Genomic DNA, 19869 nt, shown 5'->3' with positions numbered 1-19869 from the left:
CATCGACCAGGGCGACCTGGTGGCCCTGGTCGGCGCCTCCGGCAGCGGCAAGTCCACCCTGCTCACCATCCTCGCCGGGCGCCGACCGGATCGGCTTCATCACCGGTGCCAGGTGGGTCGAGGAGAGCGTCGGCACCAACGGCATCGCCGTCGCGCTGCCTGGGGGGCCACCTGAAAGGGGGATCAGGCGGGTACGGGGGCAGGCCCGCGGTGGTGGGCGGTCAGGCCGGTCACCAGCTGGTCGCGGATGCGGGCCGGCACCTGGGGGGCGAAGCGGGCCAGGTAGTGCGCCAGGTGCGTCTCGTCGCCGGTGAGGAACGGCAGGTCGAAGACGAGGAGCTTGCGCACCGCGAGCAGCGGCACCGGGGCGCGCAGCGGCCGGAAGGAGTGGTTCCACAGGCCCGGTTCCTCGCACACCGGGTGGAACTGGCCGATCATCAGGCCCTGTTCGACGAACTCGTCCTTGGCCTTGCGTTGCAGCTCGTCCAGCACGGTGGAGTCGGAACGGTCCAGCTGCGGCAGCAGGAGCAGCACGGTCAGCAGCTCCCGCTCGTCCTCCCCGTCCAGGCCGGCCAGCAACTGCTCGTAGTGGCTGCGCAGTTCACCGACGAGGGCCGGCAGGTCGGCGCCGGTGGCACTGCCCGAGCCACCGGCGCCGGCAGCGGCGAAGTCGTCGGCGACGGCGATGTGGAACAGACCGCGGCGCAGCGAGGGCTGGGTGTAGGGGCAGACCGGGCCGCTGCGGCCCAGGTCGGGGTGGGCGGTGGTGAGGAAACGCCGGCTCCAGGCGAGGATCTCGGCGGCCTCGGGGTGGGCGTGGGCCGCTCCGGCGTCGATCTGGTCGGCGGAGTAGACCCGCAGGGCGGCGCTCATCGAGGACCCCGCCACATGGGGTGCAGGCGCGGCCCGCCGCCGGGCAGGGCGATGGCCTCACCGAAGCGGGTGAAGCCGCCGATGTCGGCCAGGTGGGCGCCGCCGCGGGAACTGGCCTCGGTGTAGGCGGCCTGGCCGGAGGCGTCGATCTCGGCCATGACGGCGGCCAGCAGGGCCGCGCCGGCGCCGCTGTGACGGGCGTCGGGGTGCACACCGAGGAACGCCAGGTAGTAGTGCGGACGGTGACGGGGGTGGCGGCGGGCCTGCAAGTGGGTGATGGCGGCCAGGCGGCGCGCGGACTCGGGGTGGGCGGCCGCGTCGATGGCCGCGTCCAGGGCGCGGGCGGCGTGGTCGGCGTCGTCGGCCAAGTGGCTGGGCTGCTCCCACACGCCGGGGGGCAGGAACAATAACGCGGCGTCGACGGCGTCGGTGGTCAGGACGCCCTGGTGGGCGAGGCACTGGTCGACGAAGACGCGGAAGAAGGCGGGCAGGATACGGGCGCGGTAGGTGTCGTCGGGGAAGGCCCAGCGGGTGAGCGCGTCGTCGTGGAAGGCGACGGCCAGGACCTGGGCCAGGGTGGGCGCCTCCTCGGCGCGGGCCGGGCGCACACCAGGGACGGCGGCGGCCGGGGTGGGGGCGGGGGCGTCGGGGCGGACGGCGGCGGTGGTCAACGGGCACGCTCCTTCGTGGGCGTCAAAAGGGGTCAACAAGGGTGAGCAGGGGAGGACAGGGGAGGGCAGGACCGGCGCACGGCCGGCCCGCACAGGCACGCAAGCCGATGCGCCGCAAAGACGGCAGAGCCAAACGGCAGGCAGCAAGCAGCAAACAGCGGGCGCCGGGCGCGGGTTCAGGCCCGCCCGGCGTCGGCCGCGAGGTCGGCCACCCGCGCGTGCAGCAGCGGCAGGTAGTCCTCCGCCTCGGGCTTGATCAGCACGCTGCGCAGCACCCGGGCCCCGTCGGCGTCGGCAAGCGCACCCGCGTGACGGCGGGTGAAGTCGCCCGCGTCCACGCGCAGCAGGCTCAGGTAGACGGGGTCGTCCTCGGCGGCCATACCGCTGCGCAGGACGTGCTCGCTCGCCGCGTCGACGGCGGCCATCGACAGCGGGCCGCACGGGCCGCCCACGGCGGGGAAGTAGGTGACGATGTCCAGCTGCGGGCGCTGGTGGAGGGTCAGCTGCGGACTGTCGTCGATCATGCCCGCCCAGGCCAGCGCCGCGCGCCGCGAGCCGGCCAGCACGGTGCCCAGGCCCGCCGCGGTGAGCGGCAGCAGTTGCAGGGTCAGCCACAGGGCGGCCGCGGACGCACCGGCCCGGGAGCACTCCAGGCTGATCTCGCCCAGGTGCAGCTCGGCGTCGGTGAAGTAGGTGTAGGGCGAGTCGTGGGCGAAGTGGCGGCCGATGGCGGGGTCGGCGAACAGCACCGCGCCGCAGCCGTACGGCTGAAGGCCGTGCTTGTGGGGGTCGACGGTCACCGAGTCGCAGCCGGCGATCGCCCGCCACGGCGCGCTGTCCAGCCCCAGCGCCGCGGCCTGCGCCCCGTCCCTGCCCAGCAGCGCGAAGAACCCGCCGTAGGCGGCGTCCACGTGCACCCGCACCCCGTACTCGCGGGCCACTGCCAGCACCTCGTGCACCGGGTCGACGGCGCCGGTGCCGGTGGTGCCGGCGGTGACGACCACGGTGCCGACCCGCCCGGTACGCAGCAGCTCCTGGAGCGCGTCGACGTCCATGCGCCCCTCGCGGTCGGCGGGCACCGCGTGGCCGGTGACACCCAGCACGTGGCACATGCGGCTGTGCGTGTAGTGGGCCTGCGCGCTGTAGGCGACGCCGCGCCCGGGGTGGCTCTGGCGGGCCACGTACAGCGCCTCCAGGTTGGCGATGGTGCCGCTGCTGGTGAGGTGGCCCACGTGCCGGGGCAGGCCGAACATCCCCGCGAGCTGCGCGACGCACTCGCGTTCCATGTCGCTGGTGGCCGGGCCGCCCTCGTAGGCGTGGTTGTTGGGGTTGAACCGCATCGCCGTCAGGTAGCCGACGATCGCGGCCGGGTGCGGGGGCTTGACCATCTGCCCGGCGTAACGGGGGTGGAAGAACGGGTAGTTGTGTTCCAGGCGCTTGGCGAAGCGCTCGAACGCGGCGGCGAAGTCCGCGTCGTCCACCTGGTGCGAGGGGTGCTCCGCGAAGGGCCCGAAGCGTTCCCCCCACCGTTCGGCCACCTCGGCCGCCGCCTGTAGCCAGTACCCAAGGTCCACGGCCCCCGCCCCCCTCGTGTCGTCGAGCGATCTCGTCGAGTGATCCTCCAGTGCTTCCTGAGCAACCGTGACCGGTGCGGCGCAAGGCGCGCGCAACACCCGCAGCTCACCGCCGTCCCCCGCCGCCGCGACCCCGCTACCGGCCGGTAGGCCACAGCGGGACCCCGCCATCGCACTAGGCGGCGCTGCTGCAATCACCCACGACGACCCGGCAACCACCCACGACGACCCGGCAACCGCCCCGGCCCGGTGCCGGGTCCGGCCGGACCCGGGGCACGGCCCGCGAAAGGAACGCACGCATGGTGACCAGACGCAGGATGATCGGCGCCGCCCTGGCGACCGGGGGAGGGCTCCTGCTCATGCGCGCCACCGTGCGCCCGGCCGACCCCGCCACCGCCGCCACCGCCGCCACCGCCACCGCCGCCGACGCCGACGCCGACGCGGCCGCCCTGGCCGCCGCCGGACACGACCACGCCGGCCCCACCGACCCCGGCCCCGACCCGGGCCCCGACACCGGACCCGCACTGGCCCCCAAGTTCACCACCGCCATGCCCGTCCCACCGCTGCTGTCCCCGGTGTCCACCGACGGCGGCGCCGACACCTACGCCGTCACCATGCTGCGCTCCTCCGCCCGCCTGCTGCCCGGGCGGCGCACCGACGTCCTCACCTACAACGGCGCCTTCCCCGGCCCCGTCATCCGCGCCCGCTCCGGACGCAAGGTGGTGGTACGCCAGACCAACCTCCTCGACGAGCCGGTCTCGGTCCACCTGCACGGCGCCCGGGTGCCCGCCGACAGCGACGGCGGCCCGATGAGCCTGATCACCACCGGCCGCACCCGCACCTACACCTACCCCAACGACCAGTCCCACGCGAGCCTGTGGTTCCACGACCACGCCCACCACCTGGAATCCGAACACGTCTACCGCGGCCTGTCCGGCTTCTACCTGCTCACCGACGAGACCGAACGCGCCCTGCCGCTGCCCGCCGGCCAGTACGACCTGCCCATCGCCCTGCGCGACGCCCGCTTCGACGCCGACGGCAACCTCGTCTACCGCATGGACGACCCGTTCAACCGCACCACCATCCTCGCCAACGGCCGCCCCTGGCCCCGCGTGGAGGTCGCCGCCCGCAAGTACCGGCTGCGCCTGCTCAACTCCGCCAACCTGCGCTTCTTCTCCCTGCGCCTGGCCGACGGCGGCCCGATCACCCAGATCGGCTCCGACGGCGGCCTGCTGGAACGCCCCTTCGTCACCGACACCATCGACCTCTCCCCCGGGGAGCGCGCCGACGTCGTCATCGACTTCTCCCGCTACCCGGTGGGCACCAGCGTCACCCTCACCAACACCCTGCCGCCCGGCCCCGCCGAACACGTCGGCCAGGTCCTGCGCTTCGACGTCACCCGCACCGCCCACGACCCCAGCTCGGTACCCGCCGTGCTGCGCACCCTGCCCGCCCCCGGCCCGGTGGTACGCGAGCGCACCATCGTCCTCCAGGCCGACGAGGACGGACGCGCCGAACCGCGCGGCATGATCGACGGCAAGACGTACGACCCGGCACGGGTGGACGCCCAGGTCGCCTTCGGCACCAGCGAGATCTGGACCGTCACCAACGCCAACCAGCAGATCCCGCACAACTTCCACCTCCACCTGGTGCAGTTCCGCGTCCTGGCCCGCAACGGCCGCCCGCCGTCCCCCGCGGAGGCCGGCCTGAAGGACACCGTGCGCCTGCTGCCCGGCGAGAGCGTGCGCCTACAGGCCACCTTCGACGCCTACCGCGGCCGCTACCCCTACCACTGCCACCTGCTCGACCACTCCGCGATGGGCATGATGGCCCAGATGGAGATCACCTGACCCGACCAGGCCGCCGGCGACCCCCGTGACCCCCACCCGTAGCATGTAAGGCATGAGCGAGACCACTGGCCCTTACGAGCTCGGTGACCCCTACGAGCTGCGGGTGGGCGTCCCCGACGTCGCCACCTTCCGCCACCTGCGCACCGCCGCCGGCATGACCGACCGCCCCGCCGAAGCCGTCGCCGCCGGCCTGCCCCGCACCTGGCACGGCGTCACCGTCCACCACGACGGACACACCGTCGGCATGGGCCGCATCGTCGGCGACGGCGGCACCGTCTACCAGGTCACCGACGTGTGCGTGCTGCCCGAACACCAGGGCCGGGGCCTGGGCCGGCGCATCATGGCCCACCTCGACCACGCCCTGCGCACCCGCGCCGTCCCCGGCGCCTACGTCTGCCTCATCGCCGACGGCCACGCCCACCACCTCTACGCCGAGTACGGCTTCGTCCCCACCGCGCCGCACTCCATCGGCATGCACCGCTTCGTCTGACCCCCGGGGCCGGGCCCGGGGCCGGGAGAAGGCGGCCCTCCTCCCGGCCCCGCCCCACTCAGGCCCCGCCGCCCTGCGGCGCCTCCTGCGGCGTCTCCTCCGGGGCCCCCAGCTGCGCCAGGCCCTGCAACGCCTGCCCCAGCACCTTCGCCCGGTACGGGTACCCCTCCGGCAGCACCAGCGCCGCCGCCACCGCCTCCTGAAGCAGCGCCCGCCGCGCCGCCGGCAGCTGCGCCACCTGCGCCGAGTGGCTCTCGCGCACCAGCACGTGCGCCAGGCGCGTGGCGTACACCTGCGGGCTGACCGTGAACAGCACCCGGTACACCCACAGCCCCTCGCGCCCGCGCAGCACCCGCCCGTCGTGGCTCAGCAACCGCATCCGCGCCCTCAGTACCAGGTCCTTGTGCACTCGCACCCTCGCATCCCCCTTCGTCCGCTCCACCTGCTCCACCCGCCCCCGGCCCGCGGCGCAGCACGACGCGCGCACCGGCCGCCCGGGTCGGGCGTCCGGCACGTGGCCGAGGAAGTGGATGCGGACGAGTCTGCGGGGCGCACCGGTGCGCGGACAAGGGAAAGCCCACGTGCCCTGCGTCCTACCGCAACCCCCCTGCGACCTGGCAGGATAGGGCCCGCACACACACCAAAACCCCTCCCCGGAAAACCGGTTGCCGCCCCCGCGCGCCGTGCGACAGGCTGGTCGCAGACGACACCGAGCGCCGCACAGCGACCGCGAAGGAGGGGAACGCGCGATGCCCACCACGACCACCAGTGACCGCAGTTATCGCCGCCCGCGTCCCCCGCGCGGCAGCGGCGTCAGTTATCCGACGACGCGGTAGAAGCGGCCCTTCGGCCGGTCAACCACCGCGTGCGTCCATCCGCCGGGAGAGTTGGCCGAGTGGTAAGGCAGCGGCTTGGCTCAAACCGTCGTCGGGGTCACACCCGCGCGCGTTCGATCCGCGTACTCTCCGCGCCGCATGCGCATGAAGTTCCTTCCGCCTCAAGGAAGTTGACGTAGCCCCAGGGCGAGCTGGGCAGTGGCGAGCCCAAGGGCCTGTAAAGCCCCCGCTTCGGCTGTGGCGGTTCGACTCCGCCCTCGCCCACCCCGTACCCCCACCCCGCGCCCCGCCCGTGCCCGGTCCCGTGCCCCCGCCCCGTGGCCGGGTTCGGGGCGCGGGCTAGCCTGGGGGCATGTTCGTACTGGAGCTGACGTACACCGCCCCGCTGGAGCGCATCGACGCCGCCCTGCCGCAGCACGCCGCGTGGCTGCGCGCCCACTACGAGGCGGGCACGTTCCTGGCCTCGGGGCGCAAGGTGCCGCGCGACGGCGGGGTGATCATCGCGGTGGGTCAGGACCGGGCCGCGGTGGAGGAGCTGATCGGCACCGACCCGTTCTTCCGCGAGGGCCTGGCGACGTACCGGGTGACGGAGTTCCTGGCCACCGTCACCGCCCCCGCGCTGGACGCCTACCGCCAGCAGCTGCCCGCCTGAGCCGCCCGCCCGGGCCGTCGCCCGTTCGGGCCGCCGCCCGCGGTCGGCCGCCTGCCGTCCGCTGGCCGTCGTCGGCCGTCCGCCGCCGCGTCGCCGTGTCGTCGCCGGCGCCGTGTAGTGTGCCCCGTCCCGGGTTGCCGGGTACGGGGCACGGTCGCGTTCTGGCTACGATCGGTGACACGGGGCAAGGACGTGTCGGGAAGTGGCGGGAGAGACGGATGGCGCACGAACGGGCCGGGCAGCCGGCGCAGCCCGGTGATCTGGTGGATGTGGCGCGGCTGGTGACGGCGTACTACGCGCTGCACCCGGATCCGCAGGAGGCCGGTCAGCGGGTGGCGTTCGGGACTTCGGGGCACCGGGGCTCGTCGCTGGACGCGGCGTTCAACGAGGACCACATCGCCGCGACCACGCAGGCGATCTGCGAGTACCGGGCGCAGCAGGGCGTGGCGGGCCCGCTGTTCCTGGGTGCGGACACGCACGCGCTGTCCGAGCCGGCGAAGACGACGGCGGTGGAGGTGCTGGCGGCCAACGGGGTGCAGGTGCTGCTGGACGCCGCCGACGGGTACACCCCGACGCCGGCGCTCTCGCACGCGATCCTGGCCCACAACCGGCGCAGCCCCCGGGCGCTGGCGGACGGCATCGTGGTGACCCCCTCGCACAACCCGCCGCGCGACGGCGGGTTCAAGTACAACCCGCCCAGCGGGGGACCGGCCGGTTCCGAGGCCACCGGCTGGATCCAGGACCGTGCCAACGAGCTGATCCGCGAGGGTCTGCGCGGGGTCAAGCGGGTGCCGTACGCGCGGGCGCTGGCGGCCGCGACCACCGGGCGCCACGACTTCCTGACCGCCTACGTCGAGGACCTGCCCGCGGTGCTGGACCTGGACGCGGTGCGGGCGGCGGGCCTGCGCATCGGCGCGGACCCGCTGGGCGGGGCGTCGGTGGCGTACTGGGCGCGCATCGCCGACACCCACCGCCTGGACCTGACGGTGGTCAACCCGGTGACCGACCCGACCTGGCGGTTCATGACGCTGGACTGGGACGGGAAGATCCGCATGGACTGCTCCTCACCGGCGGCGATGGCCTCGCTGATCGGCCGGCGCGCGGAGTACCAGGTCGCCACCGGCAACGACGCGGACGCCGACCGGCACGGCATCGTCACCCCCGACGGCGGCCTGATGAACCCCAACCACTACCTGGCGGTGGCGGTGGACTACCTGTACCGCCACCGCGGGGACTGGCCCACGGACGCGGCGGTCGGCAAGACGCTGGTGTCCTCCTCGATGCTGGACCGCGTCGCCGCCGATCTGAAGCGGGAGCTGCTGGAGGTCCCGGTCGGCTTCAAGTGGTTCGTCGACGGGCTGCTGGAGGGCTCGATCGCTTTCGGCGGCGAGGAGTCCGCCGGGGCCTCGTTCCTGCGCCGCGACGGCGGGGTGTGGACCACCGACAAGGACGGCATCCTGCTGGCGCTGCTGGCGTCCGAGATCACCGCGGTGACCGGCGACACCCCCAGCGCGTACTACCGGGAGCTGACGAACCGCCACGGCGCCCCGGCCTACGCCCGGGTGGACGCCCCCGCCGACCGCGAGCAGAAGGCGCTGCTGTCGCGGCTGTCCCCGGAGCGGGTGCGCGCCGACGAGCTCGCCGGGGAGGCGGTGACGGCGGTGCTGGCCAACGCGCCGGGCAACGGGGCGGCGATCGGCGGCATCAAGGTGTGTACGGACAACGCCTGGTTCGCGGCCCGGCCCTCGGGCACCGAGGACGTGTACAAGATCTACGCCGAGTCCTTCCTGGGCCAGGACCACCTGGCCCGGGTCCAGGAGGAGGCCCGCGCCCTGGTCGGCGAGGTCCTCGGGGCCTGAGCCTTTCGTGCCTGCCGGCCGGTGCCCCGACGCGCCGGTGCCCCGGCGCGTGGGGGGGCTCAGGGCGGCGGCTCAGGGGGTGGTGAAGGGGCCCTGCTCGGTGAAGCGGCGCAGGGCGCGGGCGAAGACCTCGGCCTCCCCGGGCGGCCAGGAGGCGAGGGCGTCCTCGATGCTGCCGGCGAGGCGCCGGTGCATGAGGGCGACGGTGTGCGTCCCGGTGTCGGTCAGGGCCAGCAGGGTGGCGCGCTGGTCGCGCGGGTCGGCCTCGCGGCGCAGCAGGCCCGCGGCCTCCAGGCGGGTGGCGCGGCGGCTGACCCCGGAGCGGTCCAGGCCGATCTCGGCGGCCAGGTCGGCGGCGCTGCGCGGGCCGGTACGGGCCAGGCCGCTGAGCACGGGGTAGGTGACCTCGTCCACGGCCTCGCCCAGGCCCTCGGTGAGGCGGCGGTGCAGCGCGGCGCGGGTGCCGCGGCGCAGCAGGGTGCCCAGGGCGTCGGCGACGGCGTCCCCCAGGCCGGGGGCGTTCCCCGGGGCGGGGGTGGCGGGGGTGGTGTCGGGGGAGTGGTTCACCCCCCGATCATAGCGTGCGCAGCGCACGCATCCTGGCTCGCCAAACACCCGGCGACCGGTGGATGATGATCAAACCATTCACCGTCCACCATCCACCGTTCATCATTCACCATGCACCATTCGCCGTGCGTCACGTGAGGACCAGCGCCATGACCGACGACGAGCGGCTGCCCCAGCCCGCCACCCCCGACCTCGACCTCGTCACGGTCCTGCACGCCCTCGGCGACCCCGTGCGCCTGCGCCTGCTGCTGCGCTACTCCGACGGCGCCGAACACTCCTGCGCCCTGCGCGACCTGGGCCTGGAACACCTCCACAAGTCGACCGTCTCCCACCACATGCGGGTCCTGCGCGAGGCCGGTGTCACCAGCACCCGCGTCGCCGGGCGCAACCGCTACGTCAGCCTGCGCCGCACCGACCTGGACACCCGCTTCCCCGGCCTGGTCGACGCCCTGCTGGCCGCCGCCCCGCCCCACGACGCGGTCGACCCGGCGGCGTAGGGCGCGGCAGGGTCAGGGGCCGGTGGTCCGCCCCTGGGAGTGGGAAGTCGGACCCGCCGACTTCCCACCCGGCCGGGGCGGTTGGGGTGACGACACAACCCCGCCGCCCCGGGCTGCGGGGCGGCGGGGCGGCGTTCCCCGGTCGGGGTGTTCCCCGGCTCAGCGCGGGGCCGTCACGGCGAGGGGGAGAGCGCGGCGGACCCGGACGGCGAGGCGGGCGAGGCCGCGGACCCGGACGGCGCCGGCGACGAGGCCGGTGAGGCCGGTGAGGCCGGTGAGGCCGAGGGGGAGGCGGGCTTGGGCGCGACCTGTAGCCCGATGACGTGCCCGTCGGCCGTCAGGAAGTACTGCAGCCCGGCGTAGCCCGGCGTGACCAGGATGCCCTGGGTCATCTTGGGGAGCTGGCTGGAGCGGGCCAGTTCGCTGCCGGTGCGGGCGTCGCGCCACACCACCTGCTCGGTGGTGTACTTCTTCAGGCCCTGGAAGAACTTCACCGGGATGTCGGTGCCGATCAGCACCCGCTGGTCCTTGGGGCCGAGCAGGGTCGTGAAGCTGAGCGTCGTCTGGTCCTGGGACCACGCCACCGACAGCGTGCCGTTCGCCAGGTCGATCCCCGCCAGCTTGCCCGCGCCGGCGTCCATCGCGTAGACGCGGTTGTTCTCCGGGTCGACCGAGACCATCGAGGGGATGAAGCTGTTCTTGCTGCCGCTGTTCGCGAACGGCTGGACGGTCGCCACCTTGGTCGAGTCGGCCTGGGAGACCGCCACCACGCTCATCGGCGTCGGCGTCGGCTTGCCGCCGTTGGTCATCGTCACCACGTAGTCGTTGATGACGGCCATCGCCGACGCCGCGGTCTGCCCGTTCTGCAGGTAGGACACCGGCCCCCAGCCCTGGTCGGGGGTGAAGGCGGCGTTCCGGTAGGAGTAGCGGTAGAGCTTGGTGGCGCCGGGCAGGTAGATCTGCGGGGTGTTGTCGAACGTGGTCGTGGTGATCCGCCCGCCCATCATCTCCGGCAGCGTCACCTGCGAGATCACCTGGAGGGTCTTCGGGTCGATCGCCACCATGACCGAGGGCGGCACGGCGGTGGGGTCGGGGCAGTTGAGGAAGGCGCTGAACCCCTGCTCGGTGCAGCCGGGCTGGCGGTTCACCGTCTTGGCGACGATCGTGCCGTCGGGCAGCGCGTCGTAGCCGTTGTAGGCGGTGTCGCGCGGGTTCGACTGCCCGGTCGGCAGCGTGGTGCGGGCCACGACGTTGCCCGTCGCGGGGTCGATCTTGGCGATGTGGTAGCCGTAGATCACGACCAGGCTGCCGTCCGCGAGCGTGTTCAGGACGCCCGGGTAGTCCCACTCGTCGGTCGCGTTGGTGTTGATGAGCACCCGCCGCCACACCTCGGTGAACGTGCCGGGCTCCACCCGCGAGACGAACGACCCGGACGCGGCCGGGTCGTCGCCGTACCCGCCGCCGTACACGTACAGCTCGTCCGGGCCGCGGTCCACGATGTTGTACGGCGTGACGTACACCTGGTCCGAACTGTGCGCGAAGACCTGGTTGTTCGACGCGGCGCCCTGGAAGTGCGCGCACGCGTACAGGTGCGTGCGGTTCGAGTCGTGCACCTCGAACGCGGCGATCGTCGGGAACCACGGCGCGTTGACCTCCGCGCCCGCGCAGGCCTGCTCGTCCCCGACCAGGCCGGGGTTGCCGACCAGCGGGCCGCCCGCCGCCGTCTCGTCGGCGGGCGGCGAGGAACTCGACGCCAGCGGGCTCTTGACGGAGTCCGAACTGGAACACCCGCACAGCCCCACCAGCAGCGCCAGCAGGGCCAGCACGGCGGCTGCCCGCCGCACAACGCCGGACCGGGTCATCGACGGCTCCTCGCCTTCGCTCGGGGACACCCGGGCATCCGGGGGACACGTGGGCATCCGGGTGCCGGCGCGTCGACCGGCCGGCCGACCGAACCGGCACCCGATCGACGGACAGGCTGTCAGCCCACCACCACCGCCCCCTCCCTGACGCGCCGCCCACCCCGCCCACACCCCGACACCTCACCCAGGTGGACCCCCACCGACACCCCGCCCGTCCCGCCGTCACCCGCCACTCCGCCCGGACGCCATCCGCCCCCACCCGGGCCCGCTCCCCGCCCGGGCCTCGGGACTCCCGCCGTCCCCCACCCGCTCCCGCCCAGCCGCCATCCACCCGCCCACCCGGGCCCGCGCCCCACCCGCCCACCGGCACCCCGCCCCCGGGGTACCGGTGGGCGGAGGCGGCGCGTGGGAAGTCGGTGGGGCCGACTTCCCACGCCGCACAGCCCGGCCCGCGCGGGCGGATGCCGTGATGGCCAGGGGAGGAGCTTCTTCAGGACCGCGCGGCAGCGGGCGTCGGTGGCGTGTCCGGCAACCGCCAGCATTGCTGAACTCGACCGCTGACACGTGCAGTTGGCGTGCGCGACCAGGCCCGCCGCCGGCTATCCGGGGAGGCGGTCGCGGCATGTTGCGCGGGTGGTGAAGCGATTTGGGGGGCGGATGGGCTCTGGAGGGGGTGAGGAGGTGTCCGCGCGGGTGACCGGCGGGACGCCTCCGGGACTGCGGAACGTGATGACGACAGGAGCTTCGGTATGAACGGGAACAGCGAGCGGGGCACGGCCGGGGACGGGTTCACCGGGGCGGTGCCGTTCCAGGAGGTCCTGGCCGGGAGCCTGCGGCCGAAGCGGCGACGGGCGTGGACGGGAGCCGCGGCGTTCGGGTCGGCGGCGGCGCTGGTCGGCGGCGGGATCGCCCTGGACCACCTGCCGTCCGCAGCCGCGGCCCCGGCGAACCTGACCGCCGCCGCCGCGCCCGCCGCGCCCGCCGCGCCCGTCGCGTCCACGGGGGCCCTGTCCGCCGCCCCAGTGGCGTCCTCGCCGGCGGCGGCCGATCCGTTCACGCCGGTGCGCACGCTGGTGGGCCAGGGCGAGGCGGACGGTCACCGGTGGCAGGCGTGGGCGGCGCTGTGGCCGTGCGCGCCGGACGCGGAGCAGGCCGTGCACCAGGCCCGGCTGCTGTGGCAGGAGCAGCGGGCGGCGGGGTCGGACGCGGCCGAGCCCACCGAGGACTTCGTGCGCCGCTACCGGCAGGTGGGCCAGGACACGGTGGACCTCTACCTGGTCGTGGACGGGGTCCGGGTGGCGCAGGACGCCACCTTCACCACCCCGGTCACCGCCGCGCCCGGGTGGCACGCCGCGACGCTCAGCGGCGCGCTGGTGGGCCACCGGGGCAAGGACGGCACGCCGCCGCCGGTGGACGTGGTGATGGCGCAGGTCGGCCCCGAGGTCACCCGGGTGGCGGTGGACTGGAGCGACGGCACCACCACCGAGCCCGCCCCGGCCGCCCTGGGCACCTCCCCGGTACGGTGGATCGCCCTCGCCCGCCCGGCCGCCGGGGTGCGGGCCCTCTCCTGGAAGCTGTACGGCGCCGGCGGCGAGCCGATCGCCGCCGACGCCGCCGCCTGGCTGAAGAACTGACCGGCTGACAGCCCGGCCGCCCCCGTCACCCGCGCCCGTCACCCGCGCTCGCTAGCGTGGCGCGGGCGACGGGGAGCGGGGAGAGCGGCAGCGCCGCAACGGTCCTGGTGGTGCTGCGCGGCAACAGCGGGTCGGGCACGTCGAGCATCGCGGCCGCCCTGCGCGAGCGCGACGAGCCGGGTGCGGCGGCGGTCGGCCTCGTCGACACGGCCGCATCGTCAGCGACAACACGCGGCTCGTGATCGCAGTCAACGGGCGGAACGCACTGCCAAATATGCGCCCGCTGGCCCGCCGGGCCGTCAGGACCGCCGCCTCGCAGCGGGAGGGCGCCCGTCGACGACGACCCTACTGCGCACCGATGGCAGCAGCCTGCGTGCGGCAACGTTCCAGCCCCGCCGTCACCTCTTCCTGGTCCAAGCCGTCCCTGCCCGCCAGTAGTTCGCCAGCCGTGGTCATGGCGGCCCAGAAGTCGGGCGGCGAGCCCCGTCCGTCCCGGAACCGGGTCTTGGCGAAGTACAGGAAGATCTTTGTGAGCTCCCCGGAACGAAACCACCCGAGCAGGCTGCCGGGATAGCCTCCGCGCGCACCGGCGGCGGTTTCCAGCAGGCTGCGGATGTGCTCGTCGTGCTCGTCAAGTACCCGGTCCACGATGAACACGTGCCCCATGGTGAGAACGGTGGCGACGAGTTCCTCCTCGCCCACGGAGAATTCCGCGAAGAGCGGCTCGACCTCGCGGAGGCGCGCCTGTGCGTCCGGCCGGGGCACGCCCAGGGCCAGGCACACGGCCAATGCGCAGACACCCCACGCGCCCGTCCTCGCGGCGAGCTCAGCGAAGATCTCCTCCTCGCTCCGCCCGGCCGCAAGCAGCTCCTTGGCCTCCGGAACCAGTGCGTCCTCGCCCTCCCCACGATTCATGGCCGGAGGCTACCGCGACATGCGACGACGGCCGGGGTCGGCCTTGGTCCCTCGGTCACCGAGGTACCGCCCGCCGTGCCGTCATGGCCCGTTGCTCAGGAGGCGGCGTACCGCCCAGGGCAGGACGAACCACAGGGCGGTGAAGATCAGGGCGACGACGGTGGCGATCGCCACGGCCAGTGCCGTTCCGAGGACGACGTCCAGGACCAGGAGCACGGCGCCGGTCAGTGCGGAGGCGAGCAGCAGCAGGCCCACTTGGGCGACGCGGGCGGAGACGGTGACGATCTGCGCCTTGCCGGGGTGGCGGTACAGGCCGCGGTGCAGTGCGACGGGGGTGGCGAGGACGGCGGAGGCGACGACGGTCAGCAGCAGGGTGGCGACGTAGATGTCCTGCTGGGGGTCGGTGAGGTCGGCGAAGCGCGGGGTGAAGGCGACGCCGAGCAGGAACGCGAAGACGATCTGCACGCCGGTCTGGAGCACCCGCAGCTCCTGGAGCAGTTCCACCAGGCGCCGGTCGGCCCGCACCGCCGGGTTCTCCCACCCCGGTGGCGAGTCCGGCTGCGGGTCCGGCTGCGGGTCGGGATCGGGCTGGGAGGGGGGAGGCGTGCTGGTCATGCGTCACATTGTGCTGGCGCTGCGCCACCGGGTGCGGACAGTGTGCGGGCGCACCTCGAAGTCCTGCCACTCCACCCGCTCGCTCTCGTAGGCGCGCAGGCCGGGCAGGGGCAGCGGGCGGGCGGCGGCGCGGTGGGCGAGGGCGACCTTGCACGGGCCGCCCTTGACGGTGCGCCGCTCGGCGGTGACGGCGGTGACCTGTTCCCAGGGCACGAAGCGGTGCCGTACGGGGCCGCGCAGGTGCAGGCCGTGCGGGGTGAGCCCGGTGGAGCCGTACAGCGCGGCGGCCGTCACCAGCACCGGCGGCAGCCACAGGCCCGCGAGGAGCACGCCCAGCTGCCAGTGGAGGAACCACGGCGGGCCCAGCAGCACGACGGTCATCACCGCCGCCGGGACCTCGGTACGGCGGCGCTGGTGGCGGCTGAGCGTGAATCCGAAGGTCTCCACCGGGCGCATGCTAGGCGCCCGCCCCCGGCGCGGACAGGGGCGCGGACGCAGGAGCGGGCGCCGCTGCGGTGCCGTCGAGGCGGTGCTGCCAGGTGGCGAGGAGGGACTGCAGGGCGGCGGCCTCCTCGGGGCTCAGGAGGGAGAGCAGGCGGTGCTCGTTGCGCATGTGGGCGGTGAACGCCTCGTCGATCAGGTGCCGGCCGGCGTCGGTGAGGGCGACGACGCGCCCGCGCCGGTCGTCCACGGCCGGGCGGCGGGTGACCAGCCCCGCGCGCTCCAGCCGGTCGATCCGCTTGGTCATCGCGCCGGTGGTGACCATGGTGTGGGCGGCCAGTTCGCCGGGCGCCCGCTCGAACGGCTCGCCGGCACGGCGCAGCGCGGCCAGCACGTCGAACTCGCCCTCGCCCAGGCCGTAGCGGGCGTAGACCAGGGTGAGCTCGCCGGTCAGGCGGGCGGCCAGGCGGTGCAGGCGCCCGATCACGGCTTGCGGGGAGACGTCGAGGTCGGGGCGTTCGCGCCGCCACTCGGCCTGGATCTGCGCCACGTGGTCGCAGGGGGCGCCGGGGCCGGAGAGGTCGTCGTGGCCGAAGGGGTCGTTGTGGCCGGAGGTGTTCGGGCGGGGCTCCATGCCCGCCACCCTACCCCGATAGCTTCCCGGGAAGCTATATTGTCTTCCATGGAAGCCAATGTGCGGTGGGTGCTGCTCACCGCCCTCGCCCCGCTCGCCTGGGGCGCCAACTACTACGTCACCCACGCCTACCTGCCCGCCGACCGCCCCCTGTGGGGCGCCGCACTGCGCGCCCTGCCCGCGGGCCTGCTCCTGCTCGCGCTGGCCCGCCGCCGCCCCCGCGGCGTCTGGTGGTGGCGCAGCGCGCTGCTCGGACTCCTCAACACCGCCGTCTTCTTCGTCCTGCTCTACCTCGCCTCCCAGCTCCTGCCCACCAGCGCGGCTGCCACCGTCATGGCCGCCTCCCCGCTGACCATGCTGCTCACCGCCTGGGCGCTGGCCGGCCAACGCCCGCGCCGCGCCCACCTGGTGGGCGCGGCGGTGGGCCTGGCCGGGGTGGCGCTGACCCTGCTCGGCACCGGAGGCGCGGCGGGCACCGGCACCGGCACCGGCGCCGGTGCGGTCGGGGCGGCGGGGCTGGCGGCGTCGGCGGCCGCGATGCTGGTCTCCTGCGTCGGCTACGTGCTGGCCGCCCGCTGGCGCGAGGGCGCCGACCCGCTCGCCGCCACCTCCTGGCAGCTGACCTTCGGCGGCGTCCTCCTGCTGCCGGCGGCCGCCGCCGTCGAAGGCCCGCCCCCGCCCCTGGATGCCCCCACCGCCCTGGCCTTCGGCTACACCGCCCTGGTGGCCACCGCCCTCGCCTTCGCCCTCTGGTTCGCGGGCCTGCGCCACCTGCCCGCCGGCACCGTCGGCCTGCTCGGCCTGCTCAACCCCCTCGCCGGCGTCCTGCTGGGCGCCACCCTGGCCGGCGACGCCCTGGGAGCGCGCCAACTGTGCGGCCTGTCCCTGGTCCTGACCGGCGTCCTCCTCGCCCGCCCCCGCCCCCCTGCGCCCGCCCCCACTCGGGCCCCGGCACCCGAGCCGGATTCCCGTTGCCGGACACGTAGTTGACGGTCCATCGGACAGTGGAAGTCGTGTGTCACCATCGCGATGGGGGAGCGGCATCGATGGGGGGCGCGTGAGGGGGTTTCTCGGTGCGGCGGCGGACGGTTCTTGCGGGCCTGGTGTTCGGGGCCTGCGCGTGCAGCGGGGCGACGGCCGGGGAGCACGGGGCCGCTGCGCCGGACGTGCCGACGGCGACAGCGGCCAAGGAGGCCGGCGCCGGGGCCACTTCGCGGCCGGCGTTCCCCGAGGATGCCAAGCGGGAGGTCATTCGGATGGCCAAGGAAAGTGGAAGGTTGCCGGTTCGTGGTGAGTTCTCGTTGGTCGAGTGCGACGGGGGCTACGGACCCGAGTTGATCTGGCAGGCTGAGAAGACCGGCGAGATCTGCACCCCAGAGGAAGCCGGAGCGGCCCTGACGCGCGGTGTCCCTCCTCCCGGCCCGGGAGGAGGGACACCGTTGGGAGGTGACCCTGCTGCCTGCCGTGTGCCGGTCGCCCAACTGGCCTCCGCCGATGGTGAGCTGAGGTGCGAGAGGTATTTCCAGTACTCCAAGTGGCAGGACGGGGAGTGGCTGACGATGACCGGCGTGGACGCTGGTCAGGAGCCGTTCGTCCGGCAGTAGTCCGCCGGCCGTGCGCGCGCGGGAGGCGGCCGGGGGCTGGTGGGGAACGTGGGGCGGGGGTGGGGCGTTGACGGGCGGCATGGGAGTGGAGTGACTCGGGGAGTGGAGCCGTCATGGGAAGCGTTGACCCGTCGTACCGGCACGTCCGGAAGCTGATCGTCGCCGGGGAGGGGCTGGACGTCCCCGGGGCGGGGCTGAAGTGGTACGACCTGCACCGGCCCGAGGTGGGGATCGGGGACGGGGTGCGGGAGAAGGCCCGGGCGTTCGTGCGCGCCGAGGCCGGGGCGGGTGCGCTGGAGGCAGACGGGGAACTCGGCTTCGTGATCCTGCACCGCGTCCACGACGCCTACCTGCTGCTGGTGATGACCTGGCGCAACGAGAACGAGCTGTGGGAGACGGTCTACTCCGACCCCGGCACCGGCGAGGGGTTCACGCGCATGGACTTCCCCGGCGTCCGCAAGGGCACCTACTGCGTGTGGGAGCTCGGGGTCGTCGGCCACGAGCAGCAGGCCTGGATCCGCTACCTCTTCAGCGCCCGGGACGAGGGGGCCCGCGCCGACTACCTCGCCGACCGCCTCCTGGAGGCGCAGGTCTGACGAGGAGGGAACGGGAGACGACGGGGGAGGGGGAATGCGACACGGGCCGAGCCGGCTGCTTGGGCATGTCCGGCGGCCCAGCTGGTGGTATTGCTTCTTCGGCCGCTTCTGACGACTGCGTCGCGAGGGACAGAGCGGTGCCGGTAGGGCGGCCGTCGACCCGGTCCGGGTGGGCGGTGCTGGATCTGCACAAGGGAAGAGCTGGGGTGATGAGCTCGTGGACGACATGGCATGGAGGGGTTCGGATCGGTCGCGTCTCGCGATTTTTGCTTCGATCGTCGTCGCGGTCGTATGCGTCTCGGCCTGCACTTCGAGTCAATCGACCGCACGGCCGACCGCCGCATCGACGCGAGCGGCCGAGGTGCGCCAGGACGTCGAGCCGCTGAAGCGCCGCTTCCCGCAGCTGGGCGAGTTGTCGGCTGCGAGGTGGGTTGGCCAGGCCCTGGGAGGGGCTGCGGAGACGAATCCCAGGCTGGATGTTCCCGGACCAACCGATGTGGCGTTGGATGGGATCGCCTGGATTGAATCGGGCGTGATGGCGACGATCACCGCGACTGGGGAGTGGCACGAGGAGAGCATTGCGTGCGATGTCCCGAACGTGATCGCCACCGAGATCGGGAGCACCAAGGCCTGGCTTCACAGCGATTCATTCGACCGTGAAGTGACGCGGAGCCAGTACTCGGGGAGCTTCTATTTTGAGAAGCAGGGCAACCGTGTCTACTTCTGCACGGTAAATCCCAAGTTGCGCATTGATTGACAAGTCGGTCAGTTTCCGTGCTTGGGGCGATCCTTTCCCGGATGCCCGTTGCCGGACACGTGGTTGACGATCCGTCGTTGGTGGTCGTGTGTCACCATCGCGATGGGGGAGCGGCGTTGGATGGGGGGGTGGGCCGCGTGAGGGGTTTCTCGGTGCGGCTGCGGACGGTTCTTGCGGGCCTGGTGTTCGGGGTCTGCGCGTGCAGCGGGGCGACGGCCGGGGAGCGCGGCGCCGTCGCGCCGGACGTGCCGACGGCGACAGCGGCCAAGGAGCCTATAGTCGGGGCCACTTCGCGGCCGGAGTTCCCGTAGGACGCGAAGCGGCTGATCCTGCGGACGGCCAAGGAGAACGGAACGGCGCCGGCAGGTGAGGAGTTCACGCTGGTCGAATACGACGGCGGCTACGGGCCGGAGCTGATCTGGCGGGCCGAGAAGGCCGGTGAGATCTGTGTTGCCACGGAAACCGTTGTGGCCAGCGGGTGCTACACGCACACGGAGATCACCGCGAGGCCTACCCCCGGGGTCGGGATCTTCATGGGGGCAGGGCTGTTCAACGACCACGGCAACTCGGCGTGGGGTGTGATGCTGATGGCCAGCGGCGAGACGGTCGACCATCTCTCCTGCCAGGGGCGGGACTTCCCGGTCCGGGCGGCGTACTCGGCCTACGTCGGCGGCGTGCTGCGCACCGTCTACACGGTCGTCATCCCGCGCAGCCTCCAGGGCGAGTACCGGGTGGCCGTCCGGCGCGACGACCAGCCGGTGGAGGAGCATCTGGCGCTCAACCTGGACAAGGGCGACGCCGTGCAGTGCTGAGCGGCGCGGAAAAGCAGGTGCCGCGCCCGCCTCCGTCTCCCTACACTCGCCAACGCAGACGCGCGCCGCCGCCCCCAGGGCCCCGGCGTGCCCCCGTGACGACGTGTGAGAGGAAGGGACCGGCCGTGCC

22 protein-coding genes and 2 tRNA genes are annotated in these 19869 nt (G+C 73.8%); 13 read left to right on the top strand and 11 right to left on the bottom strand.

What is annotated here, in order from left to right:
* The first annotated feature begins 1 nt into the window (after position 1).
* Complete coding sequence (locus ABTY15_RS21130) at positions 2-175, top strand: ATP-binding cassette domain-containing protein (RefSeq protein ID WP_350594982.1); 174 nt, start codon at positions 2-4, stop codon at positions 173-175.
* 8 nt (positions 176-183) lie between these two features.
* Here ABTY15_RS21130 and ABTY15_RS21125 read toward each other — a convergent pair whose 3' ends face one another.
* The 3 genes from ABTY15_RS21125 to ABTY15_RS21115 all read right to left on the bottom strand — a co-directional run bounded on the left by ABTY15_RS21125 (position 184) and on the right by ABTY15_RS21115 (position 3118).
* A complete protein-coding gene (locus ABTY15_RS21125; protein ID WP_350594934.1) occupies positions 184-873 on the bottom strand; it encodes a DUF6875 domain-containing protein in 690 nt (229 codons plus the stop codon).
* Positions 870-1544, bottom strand: a complete 675-nt coding sequence (locus ABTY15_RS21120) for a hypothetical protein (RefSeq protein ID WP_350594921.1) — start codon at positions 1542-1544, stop codon at positions 870-872. The genes ABTY15_RS21125 and ABTY15_RS21120 overlap by 4 nt, the downstream gene beginning before the upstream one ends.
* 176 nt (positions 1545-1720) lie before the next feature.
* Complete coding sequence (locus tag ABTY15_RS21115) at positions 1721-3118, bottom strand: pyridoxal phosphate-dependent decarboxylase family protein (RefSeq protein WP_350594916.1); 1398 nt, start codon at positions 3116-3118, stop codon at positions 1721-1723.
* 299 nt (positions 3119-3417) lie between these two features.
* Here ABTY15_RS21115 and ABTY15_RS21110 point away from each other — a divergent pair, with 299 nt between their 5' ends.
* Together ABTY15_RS21110 and ABTY15_RS21105 are read left to right on the top strand one after the other, a co-directional pair.
* Positions 3418-4968 carry a multicopper oxidase family protein gene (locus tag ABTY15_RS21110; RefSeq protein ID WP_350594905.1) on the top strand — a complete coding sequence of 517 codons (1551 nt, stop codon included), beginning with the start codon at positions 3418-3420 and terminating at the stop codon, positions 4966-4968.
* A 52-nt stretch (positions 4969-5020) separates the two neighbouring features.
* Positions 5021-5458 (top strand): GNAT family N-acetyltransferase, encoded by a 438-nt coding sequence (locus ABTY15_RS21105; RefSeq protein ID WP_350594896.1) that lies wholly within the window; start codon positions 5021-5023, stop codon positions 5456-5458.
* Between the two features lie 58 nt (positions 5459-5516).
* Here the strand turns inward: ABTY15_RS21105 and ABTY15_RS21100 are convergent, their stop codons facing one another.
* Positions 5517-5873 carry a hypothetical protein gene (locus tag ABTY15_RS21100; protein WP_350594884.1) on the bottom strand — a complete coding sequence of 119 codons (357 nt, stop codon included), beginning with the start codon at positions 5871-5873 and terminating at the stop codon, positions 5517-5519.
* Positions 5874-6339: 466 nt separating this feature from the next.
* Between ABTY15_RS21100 and ABTY15_RS21095 the strand changes: the two genes are divergently transcribed.
* From ABTY15_RS21095 to pgm, 4 genes are all read left to right on the top strand, one after another.
* A tRNA-OTHER gene (locus ABTY15_RS21095) sits at positions 6340-6426 on the top strand.
* A 52-nt stretch (positions 6427-6478) separates the two neighbouring features.
* Positions 6479-6558: transfer RNA gene (locus ABTY15_RS21090), tRNA-Tyr, on the top strand.
* 88 nt (positions 6559-6646) lie between these two features.
* Positions 6647-6946 carry a YciI family protein gene (locus tag ABTY15_RS21085; protein WP_350594878.1) on the top strand — a complete coding sequence of 100 codons (300 nt, stop codon included), beginning with the start codon at positions 6647-6649 and terminating at the stop codon, positions 6944-6946.
* Between the two features lie 218 nt (positions 6947-7164).
* Positions 7165-8805 (top strand): phosphoglucomutase (alpha-D-glucose-1,6-bisphosphate-dependent), encoded by a 1641-nt coding sequence (pgm, locus tag ABTY15_RS21080; RefSeq protein WP_350594871.1) that lies wholly within the window; start codon positions 7165-7167, stop codon positions 8803-8805.
* A gap of 72 nt (positions 8806-8877) precedes the next feature.
* Here the strand turns inward: pgm and ABTY15_RS21075 are convergent, their stop codons facing one another.
* The gene (locus ABTY15_RS21075; protein WP_502893552.1) at positions 8878-9372 is read right to left on the bottom strand and encodes a MarR family winged helix-turn-helix transcriptional regulator; all 495 of its coding nucleotides are present in this window, start codon (positions 9370-9372) and stop codon (positions 8878-8880) included.
* Positions 9373-9521: 149 nt separating this feature from the next.
* Between ABTY15_RS21075 and ABTY15_RS21070 the strand changes: the two genes are divergently transcribed.
* A complete protein-coding gene (locus ABTY15_RS21070; protein WP_350594862.1) occupies positions 9522-9869 on the top strand; it encodes an ArsR/SmtB family transcription factor in 348 nt (115 codons plus the stop codon).
* A 173-nt stretch (positions 9870-10042) separates the two neighbouring features.
* Here ABTY15_RS21070 and ABTY15_RS21065 read toward each other — a convergent pair whose 3' ends face one another.
* Positions 10043-11731: a hypothetical protein gene (locus tag ABTY15_RS21065; RefSeq protein ID WP_350594857.1), complete on the bottom strand. Its 1689-nt coding sequence runs from the start codon at positions 11729-11731 to the stop codon at positions 10043-10045.
* 749 nt (positions 11732-12480) lie between these two features.
* On the opposite strand from ABTY15_RS21065, the gene ABTY15_RS21060 reads away from it, so the two are divergent.
* Positions 12481-13365 carry a hypothetical protein gene (locus tag ABTY15_RS21060; protein WP_350594848.1) on the top strand — a complete coding sequence of 295 codons (885 nt, stop codon included), beginning with the start codon at positions 12481-12483 and terminating at the stop codon, positions 13363-13365.
* Between the two features lie 25 nt (positions 13366-13390).
* Here the strand turns inward: ABTY15_RS21060 and ABTY15_RS21055 are convergent, their stop codons facing one another.
* The 5 genes from ABTY15_RS21055 to ABTY15_RS21035 all read right to left on the bottom strand — a co-directional run bounded on the left by ABTY15_RS21055 (position 13391) and on the right by ABTY15_RS21035 (position 15970).
* Positions 13391-13573 carry a hypothetical protein gene (locus ABTY15_RS21055; protein ID WP_350594985.1) on the bottom strand — a complete coding sequence of 61 codons (183 nt, stop codon included), beginning with the start codon at positions 13571-13573 and terminating at the stop codon, positions 13391-13393.
* A gap of 137 nt (positions 13574-13710) precedes the next feature.
* Complete coding sequence (locus ABTY15_RS21050) at positions 13711-14280, bottom strand: hypothetical protein (RefSeq protein WP_350594841.1); 570 nt, start codon at positions 14278-14280, stop codon at positions 13711-13713.
* Positions 14281-14361: 81 nt separating this feature from the next.
* Positions 14362-14895, bottom strand: coding sequence for a DUF6328 family protein (locus ABTY15_RS21045; protein WP_350594836.1), 534 nt, complete (start codon positions 14893-14895; stop codon positions 14362-14364).
* Positions 14896-14898: 3 nt separating this feature from the next.
* On the bottom strand, positions 14899-15342 hold the full coding sequence (locus ABTY15_RS21040) for a PH domain-containing protein (RefSeq protein WP_350594826.1): 444 nt from the start codon (positions 15340-15342) through the stop codon (positions 14899-14901).
* A gap of 10 nt (positions 15343-15352) precedes the next feature.
* Positions 15353-15970, bottom strand: coding sequence for a MarR family winged helix-turn-helix transcriptional regulator (locus ABTY15_RS21035; RefSeq protein WP_350594817.1), 618 nt, complete (start codon positions 15968-15970; stop codon positions 15353-15355).
* A 48-nt stretch (positions 15971-16018) separates the two neighbouring features.
* Here ABTY15_RS21035 and ABTY15_RS21030 point away from each other — a divergent pair, with 48 nt between their 5' ends.
* The 4 genes from ABTY15_RS21030 (at position 16019) to ABTY15_RS21015 (ending at position 19739) form a co-directional block, all read left to right on the top strand.
* On the top strand, positions 16019-16960 hold the full coding sequence (locus tag ABTY15_RS21030; RefSeq protein ID WP_350594806.1) for a DMT family transporter: 942 nt from the start codon (positions 16019-16021) through the stop codon (positions 16958-16960).
* A gap of 727 nt (positions 16961-17687) precedes the next feature.
* Positions 17688-18170, top strand: coding sequence for a hypothetical protein (locus tag ABTY15_RS21025; RefSeq protein ID WP_350594798.1), 483 nt, complete (start codon positions 17688-17690; stop codon positions 18168-18170).
* A 217-nt stretch (positions 18171-18387) separates the two neighbouring features.
* The gene (locus ABTY15_RS21020; RefSeq protein WP_350594792.1) at positions 18388-18927 is read left to right on the top strand and encodes a hypothetical protein; all 540 of its coding nucleotides are present in this window, start codon (positions 18388-18390) and stop codon (positions 18925-18927) included.
* Between the two features lie 533 nt (positions 18928-19460).
* A complete protein-coding gene (locus ABTY15_RS21015; RefSeq protein WP_350594785.1) occupies positions 19461-19739 on the top strand; it encodes a hypothetical protein in 279 nt (92 codons plus the stop codon).
* Positions 19740-19869: the final 130 nt, after the last annotated feature.

This window comes from Kitasatospora sp. NPDC097643 (assembly GCF_040302625.1).
Taxonomy (GTDB): Bacteria; Actinomycetota; Actinomycetes; order Streptomycetales; family Streptomycetaceae; genus Kitasatospora.
The sequence above is the reverse complement of the archived record's forward strand: the minus strand, read 5'-3'. Positions and strand labels throughout refer to the sequence as shown.